The following is a 16,501-nucleotide window of genomic DNA, read 5'->3' as shown; positions in this document are numbered from 1 at the left end:
TTCTTTGCAGCCTTGGGGGGGGGTTTTTTTTCCCCGGGCGGGCCCACCCCCGCCACGGCCCTGGCCCGCTTGGCCCGCCCAGTCGGTCGGCAGTTCGCCGCGCATGCGCCGCAGGAACTCCGCCGCCAGTTCCGGAAAAGCCGTCTGATAGGCCGCGAACCGGCTCTCCCAGTCGGCTTCCAGAGCTTGACCACGCAGCCGGCCATCCCACTCCGCATAGATCTCATGCGGAACGGTGAAAGCCGGGTACGGCCAACCGATCTGCGCGCGCGTCGCCGCCACCTCGGCAACGCCAAGTGGTGCGCCGTGCACCTCGTGCGTCCCGGCCTTGTTCGGCGAACCGAGTCCTATCCGGGTCTTACAGCAGATCAGCGTCGGCCGCTCGGTATCGGCGCGCGCGGCGCGCAGCGCTTTGTCTATCGCCTGTCTGTCATGTCCGTCGACCCCGGCGATGACCTGCCAACCGTAGGCCTCGAAACGCTTCGGCGTATCGTCGGTGAACCAGCCGGCGACCTGACCGTCGATCGAGATTCCGTTGTCGTCATAAACGGCGATCAGCTTGCCGAGCCCTAGCGTACCAGCCAGCGAACAGGCTTCGTGCGACACGCCTTCCATCAAGCAACCGTCGCCGAGAAAAACGTAGGTCCAATGGTTGATGACCCGGTGGCCGGGCCGGTTGAAGTCGGCCGCCAGTACCTTTTCGGCGATCGCCATTCCGACAGCGTTGGCGAGACCCTGGCCGAGCGGACCCGTCGTCGTTTCGACGCCGGGAGTATGGCCGACTTCCGGATGCCCGGGTGTCTTCGAGCGAAACTGGCGGAAACTCCGGAGGTCGTCGATCGACACGTCGTAGCCGGTGAGGTGCAGCAGGGCGTAGATCAGCATTGACCCATGACCGTTCGAGAGTACGAAGCGATCGCGGTCAGGCCAGTGAGGATTGGCCGGATTGTGGCGGAGGTGGCACCTCCAGAGGACTTCGGCGATTTCGGCCATACCCATCGGCATCCCGGGGTGGCCGGAGTTGGCTTGCTGGACCGCGTCCATGGCAAGGGCGCGGATGACGCTGGTCAGGGAGGTAAAAGCAGTGGACACGATGATTTGCCAATCAGGAGTAAGGCATTCTGTCTCATGGGCAAATTATCCATCAAAACCCTTCGCGTTGCCACCTTCCATTGGCTTGCCCAGCCCTGACGCGTGATCCAGCCGAATTGCGCGTGTTTGCCGGCAACGCCCGCCCCAGCGGTTTGCAAACGCTCTGCGTCGAACCCGGACAGCTTGCTCGCTCCCAACGAGAACGGCCGAGCGGCGGAGCTCGCTTTTACACTTCCGGAAGCCTATAATGGTCCGATGGACGTCTTCACCGCGACCCTGCAAAGTGGCTTGGCCAGCCTGGCTTCCTATCTCGCGGCCCATGTGCTGCTTTGCTTGGTTCCTGCCTTTTTCATCGCGGGAGCGCTTGCGGCACTCGTGCCGCAGCAGTCGATCATCCGTTTTCTTGGCCCCGATACGGCCAAGTTCGTCTCCTACCCGGCCGCCGCCGCGGCCGGCAGTTTGTTGGCGGTCTGTTCCTGCACCGTGCAGCCTCTGTTCGCCGGCATCTACACCAAGGGCGCGGGTCTGGGACCGGCCATCACTTTTCTCTTCTTCGCGCCGGCGGCCAACATCCTGGCGCTGTCCTACACGGGCGTCGCGCTTGGCGCCGACTACGCCATCGCACGGATCATCCTCTCCTTGTGCTTCGGTATCGGCATCGGCCTGCTGATGGCGCTTCTCTTTCACCGCAGCGATCATGCCCGGACGACAGCCAGCGCGACGTTTGCCGAGCGTTCCGGCGTTGGGCGGCAAACCCTTTTGTTCCTCGGCTTCTTAGTGGCGCTACTCGTTTTCGGCACGCTGAAGGTGCAGTGGCTCACCCTGCCGCTATTTGGTACCGTTCTGCCGTTCAATGGCCTGGCCGCTCAGAACCTTCTGGACCGCCTTGTACCGGCCAATGAAATCAAGGGTGAGGAGGGTCTGAGCCTGCAAGGGCTGGCGCTTGTCGGACTGCTGTTGGCCATCGGCGCCGTGGCACGGCGTGGTCTGGGTCAGGTCGATAGCGGCTTCACTCGCCAGACGTGGGCGGCGCTCGGCCTGACCGTCGCCACCCTGGTCTTCGCGGCTCTCGGTGTGCGGGTGGCTGAAGAAGGACTGGCCGTCACCGTCACCGGCCGTACGCTGGCGGTAAGCCTTTGCTGCGCCATCCTCATTACTCTCGCCAGGCGTTTCGACGCCTGGGACATCCAGCAATGGTTGTGGGAGACTTGGCGCTTCGTCAAGATGATTTTTCCGCTGCTGCTGATCGGCGTCTTTCTCGTCGGAGTGGTCCGCAGTTTCATCCGGCCTGAGTGGGTTCAGTTCGTCGCCGGCGAGAACACGGTTCTCGCCAACCTGGCGGGTGTCGTGTTCGGTGTCTTCATGTATTTTCCGACCTTGGTCGAAGTGCCTATCGCCAAGATGTTTCTTTCGCTCGGCATGCATCCCGGTCCGCTGATCGCCTATCTGATGGCCGATCCGGAACTCTCGCTGCAAAGCATCCTGATAAGCTCGGCCATCATCGGCAAGCTCAAGGCCTGGACCTATGTTGGCCTGGTCGCTTTGTTCTCGACCGTTGCCGGACTGACCTATGGCGCCTGGGTCGATGGTACGCCCCTGACAACACTGGCGCTGATCGTTGGCGCCGGTATCCTGGCGCCGATCATTGCGCTCCAACTGATCGAGCGATCACGAGCCGTACCGTTCCACTGAAACCAAGGAAGCATCATGCAAATCAAGATTCTCGGCAGCGGCTGCGCGAAGTGCCAGCGGCTCGAACAACTCGCTCGTCAAGCGGCGGCTGAACTCGGAGTGGAAGCGGAGTTCGATCACGTACGCGACATGGACAAGATCATGGCCTACCCAATCATGACCACTCCGGCATTGGTGATCGATGGCGAAGTGAAGGTGGCGGGAAGAATACCGAGCCGCGACGAGATCGCCGGCTGGCTGAAACCGACGCCGTGATGACCGGTTCAGGCCAGCGCTCGTAGCCCTTGATAGCCAAGGTAGAGGCCGACGAGCAGGATGAGCGCGCCGGAGACATACGGCGCTTTCCGCGCGAGTTCGCCGAAACCATTCCAGCGCCCGGCAACGTGCTTCACGCTCAAGGCGGCCAGGGCGCCCGAGAGAACCATCGTCAAGGCCAGGCCGATACTGAAGCACAGCACCAGGGTCGCGCCGAGCGTGATCTCCTTGAGCTGCAAACACAGCAAGAGGACGGTGATCGAGGCTGGGCAGGGAATCAGCCCGCCCGTCAAGCCAAACATGACGATCTGTCCGGTGGTGACGTCCCGATTGGCGAAACGGCGGCGGATGTCGTTGGCGTGCGCCAGTTCGTGCGGATCCTGATAACCCGGCGCCGACACGTCCAAGCCATCGTAGTCCTTGATCGCATGGTGATGATGGTCGTCGTGCTCGACGAATTCCACGTCGTAGTCGTGGCTGTGTTTCTCATGACCCAGGCGCAGGCGAGCGACGAACTCGTGCGGTTCCGGAATGTCCTGCTCGGACTCGACGAAACCGTCGCGCTGCACGAAACCGAATGTCTGGCGGCTACCGTCCGGCCGCTCGGTTTCGATCCTCACCTGATCGGCTGTCCAGGCGTGCCCATGGCGACTTTCGTGGAACAGGCGGAAACGCGGCGGCACACCCTTTTCGAACACTTCCAGCCGTACGACACCGTGGCCGGTGTCGATTCGCTTGCTCTCGTCATGATGATGGTCGTGCTCGTGGCCATCACCCACCTGGGCAAACTGCTGCTGGCGCCAGGTCCGCCAGATCATCCACAGCGCGACGCCGATGATCAGGGCGGCGGACACGACCTGGAGAAAGGGCTCGCTGGTTTCGGCATCCCATTTCTGGCCGAAGTACATCCCGCCGAGCGCGATGACCCAGACCACGGCCGTATGGGAAACCGTCGCCGATAGCCCAAGCAGAACGGCTTGCGCCACCGTGCCGCGAATGGCAACGATGAAGGCCGCCATCATCGTCTTGGAGTGGCCGGGTTCGAGACCATGCAGGCCGCCGAGCAGGATGGCGCTGGGGATAAAAAACCAAGCACTGGCCGTGCCTTGCGCCAGCAGCACGGAAAAACTGTTCATCGACTTTCCTTCACAGGTATTTGGTAATCGCTTTGAACTCGCGGATGGTTTCGTCCGCGCTTTGCGAAGCGTTGCGCACCGCGTGTTCGAGGCAATGGTCGATGTGATCGTGCACCAGAATCTTCTTGGCGTTGCCGACGGCGCTTTCGACGGCCTGCAGTTGCTGGGCGATTTCCAGGCAGTTGCGATTGCCTTCGACCATGGCGATGATGCTCTTGAGGTGCCCTTCGGCCCGCCTCAGACGCTTGATGATTTCGGGATGGGATGTGTGTGTGCTCATGATTTATCCTATCCCCCAGGATAGGATAAATCAAGTCAACGGGTATCGAGGAAGGCCGCATGAACTTGCCCACCCAGCGTAGAAACACCACCCCGAGGGAAAAAGACTACTTTCTAGAGGTTACGACGTTGACTGTCATGCGATTGCCCTGGCTACCTGACCTCTGTCAGAGACTGCCAGTTCGCAGCAAGCGGCAACCGTCTGGAGACCAACGTATCTCGCCGATCGGCATTGGCTGCGACGTGAGCCGGTCATCACTCTCCATACGGACGAAACCACAGCGGTCCACACGCAGCCTCGTCCTGTAAAGAATGGAGCGATATAAGACCGTTGCCGAGAAATAGTAGCTATTCTCGCTGTGGTCAGTGCAGATCAGCGGCGTAATCTGCGTTTCGACCGACCTCCAGGCCCGCCGCCCTGCTTCGTCCGGCAGATTGAGCTCAGCAAACGAATCGATGATCACGAAGTTGTCCTCAGCGCCCCGCAGATAGCCCGAGAAAAGCCGCAAGAACAGGGTCGCATCGGCCTCGTTATCCAGCGTGATCGGCAGGCGGCAACTGACCAAGTGTAGCGACGCGGCCCCCCCGTCGAGCACCAGCAAGCAACGCGGCGAGGCGACCGGCAGGCGGAACTCGGCGCGCCGGCCCCACAGCAAAGCCATCACACAGGCGCAGGGCGGGTTGCCCGATCGTTCGATCAGCGCCAGCTCGACCAGGCTGAAGCCCGGATAGAATGGCAAGGCGAGTGCGCGCACGCCGGTTGGAACAAGCGCCTGCAGCGTACGCGGCTTGCCGTCTTCCGCCTGATAGGCGTCCAGCGTCGCGAGCAGTTCGATCAGCTCGGCGCGCGGCAAGTCCTGCCAAGCCGATCTGAGAACAGGCACAGACAGCCACCTCGGCGGCTCGGCACCTGCGGCACTCATCTCCTCGACAGCCGCCGCAGCGAGTTCACAGGCGTCCTGACTAAGCGCCACCCAGGGCAGGTGTCGCGCCTCGTCCGCCGCCGCCGGATCGGCCCAACGCAGCAGGCTGCCGCATACATCGTTGCCCGTGGCAAGCGCAGCAAGCAGCGGGGTACGCTGCTGCGCATCGCGGAGCGCCGTGCTTGCCCCGGCCTTCAGCAGGTCGTCCACCAGATCCACATCGTGACGCTCGACAGCCAGATGGAGAGCCGTTCGCCCGTCCTGCATGGCGAGGTCGGGGTCGGCTCCGAGTTCGAGCAATGTTCCCACCGTCCTGCGCAGGTGTTCGTTTGGCACCCCTAGGATCGCCAGGTGCAGCGCTGTCGCCTGTTCGAGCCCACGTGCGTTGCAGTCCACCTCGCCCTGGCTCTTGTTCACGATCCAGCGGCATGCCTCGTCGTGTCCCGCCATCGCGGCGAGATGCAGCGCCTGTAGGCCGTTACCCGCCGAATCTGACAACCGCGCACCTCGCCGCATCAGCAATGTCAGGACCTCGATGTGTCCACCGGCCGCCGCCAGATGCAATGCCGTGTAGCCATCCACACAGCGCATCTCGAGCAGCGCCGGAGCGAGTTCGAGCAGCACGTCGCAGCACTCGGCTTGGCCCGATCGCGCAGCGCAGTGCAGAAGCGTAAGGCCAGACACGCCACTGCGCGTAGTGCTGGGCACGCTGGTCACCGCTTCGGTCGCGAGCAGTCCAGTAGCGAAACGAGAGTGGAAAGCGCGGACCGCGTCGACCAAACCCTCGCGTGCGGCGACGGTGAGCGCCGTTTGACCCCAGGCATCGCGTGCGGCGACATCCGCCCCGGCGTCCAGCAGGAACTCGAAAACGGCCGCCTGACCTTGCGCGGCCGAGACATGCAATGGCGTCAAGCCATCGCTGTCGACCCCGTTCAACAATCGTGGCACGCGTTCGAGCAGCAAACGGCAGAGGTCGAGCCGGCCATGCGCCGAGGCCACATGCAAAGCGCTGGCTCCGCTCCCATCGTCGGCGGCACTTGGCTCCACCCGGGCGAATGGGTCGGCGCCGTGCGCCAGCAGTTGCGTGACGATTTCCGTATGACCGGCGGCGATGGCTCGGTGTAGCGACGTCAGACCCGACGGGTCGCGCGCGTCGATTGGCGCACCGTGAGCCAGCAACTCAAGCACTATCCGCGCATCACCGGACGACGCGGCGCTCTGCAACAGCGTCGTCCCGTCGGGTGCCACGGAGTTGGCATTGGCTCCCTTCGCCAACAACAATTCGACCATGCCCCGATCGCTTGCCGCCACAGCCGCAAACAGCGGGGGAAGCTGCGGCGTGCCCCCGCCACCGTCGAGTGCCGCGCCGCAGTACAAGAGGTAGTCCACCACCTCGCGGTGACCGCGATTACAAGCGATGCCCAATGGCGTGTAACCGTCGAACGTCAACGAGTCAGGCCGGCACCCGGCGCGAACCAGCCAATCGGCGGCCAGGAGGGCGCCGGTATAGGCAGCCATGTGCAAGGGCGTCCAGCCACCCTGCGAGCTACGGTCGAGCCAGGTAACGTCTGCTGGGAATTCACGCAGCATCGCCACGTTGTTCGCCAGCGCGGCGAAGTGCGATGGTCGAAAGCCGCGGTTAGCCACCTGCTCACGCTCGGCGTCGCTGAAATGCACACCGTAATCCCCGCGCATCGCCTTGTAAAAGGCCCAACTCTGACCGCACTCCTGCTCGCTCAACTCGGCACCCGCCGCCAGCCCAGCGCAGATCATGTCGAAGTCGACCTTCCTGATGCCTTCGAGGAAACCCCGAATGCGGAGCGATTCCCTGACCAGAGCCGTCACTTGCTGGTGGCGCAGGTCGGACTCGCTCAGGTACCGGGCGAGGCACCGCAGCAGTTTCTCCGCCGACGCGGCCTCTTCCCAAGACAAGAGGTGGGCGGTGTCGCGCCCTCTGTTCACCCAGCGCTCCGCGCGCAGGTGCCAATAGGCGAAGGATTCGAGATCGGCGCGCTGATCGTCTATCCAAGTGGCCAGTCGCCACCATAGATCGAGTAGCCGGGAGTGCGCCAGCTCGATCTTGCCTCCCGTCGCCAGGAGTAGTCGCGCGCCGACTAGCTGCTCGGTCAGGCGGGCGCGCGCGCTCCTGGCACCCAGCGTGCTACGGTCCATGGCAACGGCGTACGGGCGTCGCCCGTCAAACCGCACGAGGCCCCAGAAAAGGGTACCCAGCTCGGCACGCTCGTCGTCACTGGCCAGCGCCAGTGCCTTCTCGTCGAGGCGATCTACGATTTCGCGCAGATCAGTGTACAAATCCTTCGAAAATATCCGCGACGGACGGGCGTCGGCCGGCGCCTGCCGCCACTCGGCGTACCATCGCTGGTGAATATCGTGCAGCGCCGCAGCGAGCAAGGGCAGCGAATTGGGCTGCGCCGCGACGTCGACGACCAACTGGTCAATCAACGACGAATCAACGTCGTACCCCGCCCGCCGTGCGGGCTCGCGGATTGCTCCCACCAAGCCGCTACGGTTCAGCGGCCCCAAACTGAAAACGTTACCGTCCGACAAGCCACGCAAACCGGCAAAGTCCTCTGCTTCGAAGAAGCGGCTGTCCTCGTCGCGCCAGGTACACAATACCGTTAATCCGCCAGCATCGAGTGAGCGCTGCAACAGGGTAGTAAATTCGCGGACCGCGCCCGACTCGCAGCGGCCGGTCAGGTACTCTGCCTGGTCGAGGCATAGAACCGTGGCTTGTGCCGACTTGGGCAACGCCGAACATTCGTCCAGTACCTGCCGGATGCCCTCGTTGCTATGCGCCAGTTTTCTTGCCAGACGTAAGACTTGATCGTTCCCACCGCTCAACGCACCCGATTGCCCATCAGGTCGAACCAGCGTGGCGCGCGCCAGCGCGAGGAAGGGATCGATCGCGCGGTCTACGCTCTCGCCATCGCCAAGACTGACGATCAAGGCCGTACCAGCCACACGTTCCAACAGCCGCGGCAAGAGTCCGGCCATCAGCAGCGAGGACTTGCCAATGCCCGACGGACCGCGCACGAAGAGGACACGCCTACCCTCTTCACAGAGCATTCTCAAGCAAGCGGCGAGTTCATCGTCGCGGCCAACAAAGCGCTTACGATCTTCGAAGCGCATCGCCGGCAGGCCAGGATAGGGAGAGACCTCTGGCGGCCAAGGGTCGTGCGCCGGAATCACGGCGGGCGCGGGGTCGAGCTCCTTCAAGTAGCTTTCCAAGTATCTTGCCAGCTTCTCCTCGACAAGCGTGGTAAATCCTTCGCGCGTGCTGAAGTCGAACACGACGCCGTCGTGAATCTTCTCCAAATCCTGCGCAAACACCTGGAGTTCCTCGCGTGCCTGACGGCCCGAGCTGTCGCGCCAATCTACCCTTGAGTGCTTGGCGATGAAGAACAGCGTAAACGGCCGCGGCTCCGCCGCGTTGACCGCTGTCAGCATCTCTTTCCGGGTTTGCGGACCTAGGCGCTGGTCGGCAAAACCCAGCACGATCGGGTGCCGCTCCAATGCCATCGGAAGCTGGGCCTCGATATCTTCTTGCGCCGGAGCGCCGACACCGAACGACAGGTGGGAAAAACTACTCGCACGCAACCACAGCCGCTTCTCGAATGGATAGCGTAAGTTCAGCTTAGTCAACACGGCTTCGGCGGACTGGCGCAGTTCGTTGCAGTCGGTCGGCGATGACAGAAAAACCGCGAACTCCAGCTTACCGTTGACGTCCCGTGGTGACACATAGGGCCTAGGCTTACCCATCGCCGCGAGACTCCAGCAGCAACTCCGGGCGCCCGATCTCATGCCACGTCACCGCTTGGCGACGGATTCCCGGCACGGGCGCGAACGGAACTGCCGCAACCACCGGCCGTTCGGGCATCGAGCGCAAGCTGGCACCGCACGCAGGGCAGGCAACGGCACCGCGCCACGTCAAGCGCCCTGAACGAGAGAGCGAAGGCACTCCCCACAAGGGCGACTCGCGGCAGGAGTGAAAGACAATCGCGAGGTTCGATCCCAATCGGTTCACCGCTAACGAGTTTATCCAAGTGGCTGAATAAGCAGGATCTCCTTGAAAACCACCACCAGCCAGGAGTCGAGTCGAGTATGCCGAGGGCGGGCGAGCAAAGTCAAGAGCGTCGCCGGCGCACGCCACGCCGCCCAGTCATCGCCAAGTACCAGCGGAGGCTTCGCGGGCGCACAACTCGCCGCGCACGGCCAGATTCGGTTTCGCGGCGGCGCCGGCGGCCGCGCTCAGTGGCGCGTCAGCCGCCGTATCGACTCGAGGTAGGCCGCCTGGTCGATGGCCTGGGCTTGCCCCTGGGCACGCCACAGCGCCTCACCAAGACACTCGAGGATGGCGTGTTCCGCCGCGTGCACGTCGAACCGGGCGCGCAACGTCTGATAGGCGGCGCGGATTCCGGGCGGCTGGTCGATGCTGATCTGCTCGGCGACGGCCAGATGCAAGGACAAGTGGAGGAAGGGGTTGGTCTGCCCGCTCTCGGGAGTGAATTCCCGCTCCAGCGCGGCGTCCGGGTTTTCGAGCAGGCGATGGTATTCGGGGTGATGAGCGATCAGGTCGGCGGCAACGACCTCGGCGCCCTCGAGGATCGAACCGGCGCGGTGTTTTCGCCAAGCCTCGCAAAAGAAGCGCCGGACCTGTTCACGGCTCGGATTGAACATCGGCACTCCCGGCGGGTTGGTTCAGCAAGGCGGTGACCACGGCATTCTGCAACAGCAGATTGCCGCCCGCCGCATTCGGCGCGATCTGCCCGGTGCCATAGGTACCGATCAGCGGCAGGCACGGAAAGCGTTCGCGCAGGCATTCGACGTCACGATCCTCGCCATCGTGGAAAAAGGGACCGCGACCGATACACGAAAAAACGACGCCGGCCAGTGGGTCGGGGGCGACCGTCGCCAGACGGGCGACACACTGACACATGTCTTCCTCGGCCGCGCGCGGCAGGCGAATCGCCCAGGCCAGGCGTTGCCCGGCGGTCACCCGCTCGGCCAGGGTCACCGCGCCGTGGCGGCCGATGTCGAGGATGGCAATCGGGTGAGACCTGCCGCCGGCAAACGAGGCGCTGGCCTCGGCGCCGGAATTGATCAGGACGGCGCACAAGGCGCTCGCCGGCGGCCAGCCGCTGTGGCCAGCCTCGCGGAGCGCGCGCGACAAGCTTTCGTGCGCTTCGCAACCGCCCAGGGCGAGCAGCGCGTAAGCCTTGCTGCTCTCGACTGTCTGGGCGCCGCCCAGCAACCGCCAGCCCAGTGAGACGTCGACCGCGACCTGGGTACCGAGCAGTTGCACACGGCAGTGGGCGGCCAGGCGGCTTTGCTGCCAGGCCAACGGTTCGACGAGGCCCGCGGCGCCGGTGAAGCTGCCACCGAAGTACTTTCTTGCGCCGCCAGCCCAAGCAGCCGGGAAGTGGCTGTCGGTATAGCCGAGAAGCGGCTCACCGCACGCTTCGGAGGTGTCCGCAGGGCCCAGCGCAATTCCGCCCGCCAAGACCATGACGGCCGCTGCCGGTCGATCGATCACCCAGCCGCTATCGGTGAACACGCCGGCGGCCACGCCACCCGCCACCTGAGTGCAACGTGCCGCACGTGCCACGGCGGTGACGGTCTGCTGCGCGTGGCGGGAATACTCGGCGGTGAGGAAGAGCAAGACGCCATTGGCCTGTCGTTCGCCGGTCTTCTCGAGTGCTCGCGCGAGCGCACGCTCGGCCAGGCTGGGCAGCGGGTCGTTGCCGGCCACGAGAGCGCTGCCAACGCTCACTGGCTGGCCGCCTCGGTGAGACCACCAACCTTCTCCGGCCAGGCGCACAGGTCGGCGATGAGGCAGCTCGGGCAGGCGGGCTGGCGCGCCTTGCAGACATAGCGGCCGTGAAGGAGAAGCCAGTGGTGAGCAGATTTTCTGAACTCTTCCGGCACGGCTTGCAGCAGTTCGCGTTCGACGGCCAGCGGCGTCGTGCCGGCCGCCAGGCCGCTACGCTTGGCAACGCGAAAGATATGCGTATCGACGGCAATCGTTGCTTCGCCGAAAGCGGTATTGAGAACGACGTTGGCGGTCTTGCGGCCGACGCCCGGCAGCGCCTCGAGCTCCGCGCGCGAGCGGGGCACTTCGCCGTCATGCCGTTCGAGCAATTGCCGGCAGGTGGCGACAACATGGCGCGCCTTGTTCCGGTAGAGACCGATGCGGTCGATGTAGGGCAGCAGGCCGCTCTCGCCGAGCGCCAGCATCGCTTGCGGCGTGGGGGCGTCGGCGAACAGCTGCCGGGTCGCCAGATTGACGCTCTTGTCGGTCGCCTGGGCCGACAGAATGACGGCGATCAAGAGCTGGAAGGGAGTGTCGTAGGAAAGTTCGGTGGTCGGCTGCGGATTCGCCGAACGCAGGCGCGAAAACAGTTCGTGGCACTGCACGCCGCTCAATACGGTCGCTGCGCCGCTCACGTCAGGCATCGCCGAAGGCCGCCACGGGTGGCGCCCGATGTGGACCGGGTGGGGTGCGCGCGGCGACGCGCGCTTCGACCCAGTTCTTCCAGGCAATCAGACAGCCAAGCAAGATGAAGGCGCCGGGCGGCAGGATGGCCAGCAACAGGCCGGGATAATCGGCCGGCAGCAACTGCAGCGGCTGCAGTGCCGGAAAAACCATGTCGATACCGGACAGCAGCGTGCCGCCGCCGATCAGCTCGCGCAGTCCGCCGAGCAGAGCCAAGGTCCACAACATGCCGACGCCCATGAAAACACCGTCGAGCAGCGACTGCAGCGGCGGATTCTTGTTCGCGAAAGCCTCGACGCGCGCCAGCACGATGCAGTTGGTGACGATCAAGGGAATGAAGATGCCGAGCACCAGATACAGTTCGTGGAGCTGCGCGTTGAAGAGCAGATCGACCACGGTGACCAGCGCGGCGACGATCAGGATGAACACCGGAATGCGAATTTCGTGTGGGATCAGGTTGCGCAACGAGGCGACGGCGAGGTTGGAGATCGCCATGACGATGATCGTCGCCAGCGACAGCATGACGCCGTTGACCAGGTTGGTGGTCACCGCCAGCAAGGGACACAGACCGAGGATCTGCACCAGGCTGGTGTTCTGTTGCCAAACGCCGTTGTTCCTGATCTGGCGGAATTCGTCACGGTTGATCATGGGTCCTCTCCCAAGGATGAGGCGAACAGTTGCTGGCGGTTTTCGGCGACGTACTGCAAGGCCCTGCGCACCGCCCGGATCACGGCGCGCGGCGTGATCGTCGCCCCGGCGACCGAATCGAAGCGGCCGCCATCCTTGCGCACACGCCATTCGTGATCGGCCACCGTCGCCAGCGAGAGCCCGTCGAACTGCGTAATCCAGGGATGTTGCTTGTTCTTGTCCTTGCGCGGCTCAATGTAGTCCCCAAGCCCAGGGGTTTCCTTGTGTTGTGTCACACGCACGCCGAGCAGGGTGCCGTCGGCGGCGACAGCGATCAACAGGCGGATCTTGCCGGCATAACCATCGGGTGCCACAGCCTCGAAGACCAGCGCGCTAGGCTTGCCGCCCTGGCGCGCCAGGTAAGCCGTCGAAGTTTCGTCGAGGCCCAGCGCGGCGCTGGGAGCGAGTCGCCGTCGATCGTTCAGCAGATCGTTATCGTACACCGCGGGCGGCAGCACCTCGCCGATCAGCTTCATTTTCTCGGCCGCCGCCGCCGCCTCGATCGCCGGTTGGGTCCAAAGGAACACCGCGGCCAGCAGGCTGGTAAACACGACCACGAAGACGAGCAGGATGACTGCGGTGCGCAGTGCCATGCCGGCCGCTGTCGGCGTCTTCACCGGTGGCGTCATTTCTCGTTCTTCATGCCGAAGATCGGCGGCTGCGAGTACATGTCGATCAGCGGCACGCAGAGATTCATCAACAATACCGAAAAGGCGACGCCGTCCGGATAGCCACCGAAGACACGTATAACGTAAGCCAGTACGCCGGCCAGAAATCCGAAGATCAGCTTGCCTTTCGCCGTCGTGCAACCGGACACCGGGTCAGTCACGATGAAAAACGCGCCGAGCATCGCGCCGCCGGAAAACAAGTGGAACAGCGGATTGGCGAACTGCAGCGGATTCCAAAGCCAAAAGGCGCCGGCCAGCAGCGAAATACCTCCGATGAAGCCGAGCGGAGCGTGCCAGCCGATGACCCGGCGTTGCCACAACCACAGCCCACCGAGCAGATAGCCGGCAGCGACCCACTCCCAGCCGCGACCGGCGAAGTTACCGAAAACGTCCTGCGTCGCCAGCAGTGTCGGCACGTCGACGTTGCCGTCGCCCAGTTTCAAGGCCGTCTTGATCGCATCAAGCGGCGTGGCGCCGCTCATCACGTCGATGCGCGGCGCCAGTCCGGCGACGATCTGCACCTGTTCGAGCAGCGTCAGCTTGAGCCCGAGCGCCGGCCACTGCGACATCAGCGCGGGGAACGAAACGATGCACACGGCGAAAGCGACCATCGCCGGGTTGAACGGGTTCTGGCCGAGCCCGCCGTAGAGATGTTTGGCGACGATGATGGCAAACAGCGCGCCGACGGCAATCAGCCACCAGGGAGCCAGCGGCGGGAAAGCCAGGGCGATCAGCCAGGCGGTGACGATCGCGCTGCCGTCGGTCAGAAACAGGGTCAGCGGCTTGCGGCGCAAGGCCAGCATCAGCGCCTCTCCCCCGAGGGCGGCAACGGTGGCGACGGCCAACTGCAGCAGGACAAGCGGACCGATCAGCCAGACGTAAGCTCCGATTCCGGGTAACAAGGCGAGCAGCACCTGCAGCATGACGCGGCGCACGCTGGTCCGCTCGAGGAGCAGGTAAGGCGGTGTCGTGAACTCACTCACGGCCCGCCGCGCTCCCGCTCGGTAACGTGAACCGGTGGCGCCTCCGCCGATGTACTCAGTGGCAGGGCGGCAGCCCGCCGCGCCTCGATCTCGGCGACCGCTTTTTGCTGCTCGGCGCTCAACGCGGCGGTGTTTCTCGGTGGCTGAGCTTCGCGCTGAGCGCGTGCGCGCTCCATGGCGGCAACGATGGTGGCCTTCTTGACCGCCTCCGCGTCGACCAGCGGAGCGGCCGGCGTCGCCGATTCGCTGGCCGGAGAGGCGTCGGCACTCGTCGTTCCCGTCTTCTTTTCGGCCGTCCTGGCGGCAGCCGCTCTCGCCAGACGCTCGGCCTTTTCGGCTTTCTCGCGCTCCTCACGCGCGTTGCGCAGTTCGAAGCGCGCCTTGGCGGCGTCGGCCGCATTTTTTTCCCGCTCGCGCGCCCAGATCTCGCTCTTGGCAAAGCGGAAGTACTGGACCAGCGGAATGTGCGACGGACAAACGTAGCTACAGCAACCGCATTCGATGCAATCGAAGAGGTAATATTCCTGCGTCTTCCCGAAATTTCGCGCGCGCGCGAACCAATACAGTTCGAAGGGCTGAAGTTCGTGCGGACAAACCTCGGCGCACGCGCCGCAGCGAATGCACGGCATCTCGGGCGGACTGGCCGGAAACAGGGCCGGTGAAGCGGCGATAATGCAGTTGGTCGCCTTGACCACTGGCGCATCGAGGCTGGGCATATCGAAGCCCATCATCGGACCACCCATCAGATAGCGCTCGGTATCGGCTTTCGGTCGGCCGAGCGCGACCAGGTCGCGCAGCGGCGTGCCGAGCCGGACCTCCCAGTTGCGAGGCCGCTCCACGTTGCCGGTCAGCGTGACGATGCGCGAAATCACCGGCTCGCCGTGCACCAGCGCACGATAGGCGGTGTAGACGGTGGCCACGTTGAAGCACTGCACGCCGAGGTCGGTCGAGCGCTTGCTGGCCGGAACTTCCTTGCCGGTCAGTACGCGGATGAGCTGTTTCGCGCCGCCCGCCGGGTAGCGCGTCGGAACGGCCACGACTTCGTAATCTTCACCCAGACGGCGGACGGCTTGCTGCATCGCGGCGACCGCTTCGGGCTTGTTGTCCTCGATGCCGATCAGGACCCGCCGGGCACCCAGCAAGTGGCGAAAAATGGCCGTCCCACACACGACTTCCTCGGCCCGCTCGCGCATCAGCATGTCGTCGCAGGTCATGTACGGCTCGCACTCGGCGCCGTTGATGACCAGTTCGTTCACCGGCACCGCTCGCGCCGGAGTCAGTTTGGCGTGACTCGGAAACGCCGCGCCGCCGAGGCCGACGACACCAGCGTCGCGCAGGACTTCGCGCACCTGCTCGGGAGCCAGACTGCGGTAATCGAGCGTCGTGCGAGGCAACCATTCGTCGCGGCCATCGGCTTCGATGAGCACCGAGAGTGTCGGCAAACCGGAGGGATGCGCCGCCACGTGCTCCTCGACGGCGAGCACCGTTCCGGAAGTCGGCGCATGCACGGCCGCCGACACCCAGCCGTCGGCGGCGCCGATCAATTGCCCCTTGAGAACGCGCTCGCCGGTCTCGACGAGCGGCGTCGACGCACCGCCGATGTTCTGATGCAAGGGCACGTAGAGGCGCGCCGGGAGCGGCGCCTGGCCGATCGGCTCGTGCAGTGAAGGCGCTTTGTGGGTCGGTGGTTTGACGCCGCCCTTGAAGCCGAATAATCGTTGCCGCATCTGGCTCGCCTTACGCGGCACGCTTGATTTCGATCACCGGGTACTTCCACTTCCAGTTGTCGAGATTCTCGTTGATCGGCAGCATCTGGATGCACTCGACCGGGCACGGCTTGACGCACAGCTCGCAACCCGTACACAACGGCTCGACAACGGTATGCATCTGCTTGGCGGCGCCTACGATGGCGTCTACCGGACAGGCCTGGATGCACAAGGTACAGCCGATGCACGTCTGCTCATCGATCGTCGCCACCTGTTTGGGCTTCTCCTCGGCCTCGAGCGGCTTGACTTCACGGCCCAACAGGTCGGCCAGCTTGCGCACGCCGTCCATGCCGCCCGGCGGGCACAGGTTGATATCGGCTTCACCGGCCGAGATGGCCGCCGCGTAGGGCTTGCAGCCCGGGTAACCGCACTGGCCGCACTGCGTCTGCGGCAGGATCGCCTCGATTTTTTCGACCAGCGGATCGCCTTCCACCTTGAACTTGATCGACGCATAACCGAGCGCCGCGCCCAGGACGATGGCGCCGAGTGCCATGATCGCCAAGGTA

The 16,501-nt window shown here is 64.3% G+C and carries 13 protein-coding genes and 1 pseudogene; 2 read left to right on the top strand and 12 right to left on the bottom strand.

Translation table 11 applies throughout. From position 1 onward, the window contains the following. Positions 1-1,044, bottom strand: a pseudogene (locus Q1M07_RS07510) (transketolase); the annotation flags it as partial. A gap of 303 nt (positions 1,045-1,347) precedes the next feature. Between Q1M07_RS07510 and Q1M07_RS07505 the strand changes: the two are divergent. Then, positions 1,348-2,784, top strand: coding sequence for a permease (locus Q1M07_RS07505; RefSeq protein ID WP_300452612.1), 1,437 nt, complete (start codon positions 1,348-1,350; stop codon positions 2,782-2,784). A 15-nt stretch (positions 2,785-2,799) separates the two neighbouring features. Next, positions 2,800-3,039 (top strand): thioredoxin family protein, encoded by a 240-nt coding sequence (locus tag Q1M07_RS07500; protein ID WP_300452610.1) that lies wholly within the window; start codon positions 2,800-2,802, stop codon positions 3,037-3,039. Between the two features lie 8 nt (positions 3,040-3,047). Here the strand turns inward: Q1M07_RS07500 and Q1M07_RS07495 are convergent, their stop codons facing one another. From Q1M07_RS07495 to rsxB, 11 genes are all read right to left on the bottom strand, one after another. Continuing rightward, positions 3,048-4,175, bottom strand: a complete 1,128-nt coding sequence (locus Q1M07_RS07495; RefSeq protein WP_300452608.1) for a nickel/cobalt efflux protein RcnA — start codon at positions 4,173-4,175, stop codon at positions 3,048-3,050. A 10-nt stretch (positions 4,176-4,185) separates the two neighbouring features. Continuing rightward, positions 4,186-4,455 carry a metal-sensing transcriptional repressor gene (locus Q1M07_RS07490; RefSeq protein ID WP_300452606.1) on the bottom strand — a complete coding sequence of 90 codons (270 nt, stop codon included), beginning with the start codon at positions 4,453-4,455 and terminating at the stop codon, positions 4,186-4,188. Positions 4,456-4,621: 166 nt separating this feature from the next. After that, the gene (locus tag Q1M07_RS07485; RefSeq protein WP_300452604.1) at positions 4,622-9,157 is read right to left on the bottom strand and encodes an ankyrin repeat domain-containing protein; all 4,536 of its coding nucleotides are present in this window, start codon (positions 9,155-9,157) and stop codon (positions 4,622-4,624) included. 489 nt (positions 9,158-9,646) lie between these two features. Further along, positions 9,647-10,075 carry a DUF1841 family protein gene (locus Q1M07_RS07480; RefSeq protein ID WP_300452602.1) on the bottom strand — a complete coding sequence of 143 codons (429 nt, stop codon included), beginning with the start codon at positions 10,073-10,075 and terminating at the stop codon, positions 9,647-9,649. After that, positions 10,056-11,168 (bottom strand): FIST C-terminal domain-containing protein, encoded by a 1,113-nt coding sequence (locus Q1M07_RS07475; RefSeq protein WP_300452600.1) that lies wholly within the window; start codon positions 11,166-11,168, stop codon positions 10,056-10,058. The genes Q1M07_RS07480 and Q1M07_RS07475 overlap by 20 nt, the downstream gene beginning before the upstream one ends. Next, on the bottom strand, positions 11,165-11,821 hold the full coding sequence (gene nth, locus Q1M07_RS07470; protein WP_300452616.1) for an endonuclease III: 657 nt from the start codon (positions 11,819-11,821) through the stop codon (positions 11,165-11,167). Before nth ends, Q1M07_RS07475 begins: the two co-directional genes overlap by 4 nt. Positions 11,822-11,843: 22 nt before the next feature. After that, a complete protein-coding gene (locus Q1M07_RS07465) occupies positions 11,844-12,539 on the bottom strand; it encodes an electron transport complex subunit E (RefSeq protein WP_300452598.1) in 696 nt (231 codons plus the stop codon). Beyond that, positions 12,536-13,207, bottom strand: a complete 672-nt coding sequence (gene rsxG, locus Q1M07_RS07460) for an electron transport complex subunit RsxG (RefSeq protein ID WP_300452596.1) — start codon at positions 13,205-13,207, stop codon at positions 12,536-12,538. The genes Q1M07_RS07465 and rsxG overlap by 4 nt, the downstream gene beginning before the upstream one ends. Then, positions 13,204-14,229 (bottom strand): RnfABCDGE type electron transport complex subunit D, encoded by a 1,026-nt coding sequence (locus Q1M07_RS07455; protein WP_300452594.1) that lies wholly within the window; start codon positions 14,227-14,229, stop codon positions 13,204-13,206. Before Q1M07_RS07455 ends, rsxG begins: the two co-directional genes overlap by 4 nt. Further along, positions 14,226-15,956: an electron transport complex subunit RsxC gene (gene rsxC, locus Q1M07_RS07450; RefSeq protein ID WP_300452591.1), complete on the bottom strand. Its 1,731-nt coding sequence runs from the start codon at positions 15,954-15,956 to the stop codon at positions 14,226-14,228. Before rsxC ends, Q1M07_RS07455 begins: the two co-directional genes overlap by 4 nt. Positions 15,957-15,966: 10 nt before the next feature. Continuing rightward, positions 15,967-16,488 (bottom strand): electron transport complex subunit RsxB, encoded by a 522-nt coding sequence (gene rsxB / locus Q1M07_RS07445; protein WP_300452614.1) that lies wholly within the window; start codon positions 16,486-16,488, stop codon positions 15,967-15,969. Between the last annotated feature and the right edge of the window lie 13 nt (positions 16,489-16,501).

It is taken from the genome of Accumulibacter sp. (genome assembly GCF_029255285.1).
GTDB lineage: Bacteria > Pseudomonadota > Gammaproteobacteria > Burkholderiales > Rhodocyclaceae > Accumulibacter.
Note: the sequence above shows the minus strand (reverse complement) of the source record. Positions and strands in the feature narration are given on the sequence as shown.

Coding starts and splice junctions, on each gene's coding strand:
- rsxC (WP_300452591.1), bottom strand. CDS start 15,956: ATGCGGCAACGATTATTCGGCTTCAAGGGCGGCGTCAAACCACCGACC.
- rsxG (WP_300452596.1), bottom strand. CDS start 13,207: ATGACGCCACCGGTGAAGACGCCGACAGCGGCCGGCATGGCACTGCGC.
- rsxB (WP_300452614.1), bottom strand. CDS start 16,488: ATGGCACTCGGCGCCATCGTCCTGGGCGCGGCGCTCGGTTATGCGTCG.
- Q1M07_RS07465 (WP_300452598.1), bottom strand. CDS start 12,539: ATGATCAACCGTGACGAATTCCGCCAGATCAGGAACAACGGCGTTTGG.
- Q1M07_RS07495 (WP_300452608.1), bottom strand. CDS start 4,175: ATGAACAGTTTTTCCGTGCTGCTGGCGCAAGGCACGGCCAGTGCTTGG.
- Q1M07_RS07480 (WP_300452602.1), bottom strand. CDS start 10,075: ATGTTCAATCCGAGCCGTGAACAGGTCCGGCGCTTCTTTTGCGAGGCT.
- Q1M07_RS07485 (WP_300452604.1), bottom strand. CDS start 9,157: ATGGGTAAGCCTAGGCCCTATGTGTCACCACGGGACGTCAACGGTAAG.
- Q1M07_RS07505 (WP_300452612.1), top strand. CDS start 1,348: ATGGACGTCTTCACCGCGACCCTGCAAAGTGGCTTGGCCAGCCTGGCT.
- Q1M07_RS07490 (WP_300452606.1), bottom strand. CDS start 4,455: ATGAGCACACACACATCCCATCCCGAAATCATCAAGCGTCTGAGGCGG.
- Q1M07_RS07500 (WP_300452610.1), top strand. CDS start 2,800: ATGCAAATCAAGATTCTCGGCAGCGGCTGCGCGAAGTGCCAGCGGCTC.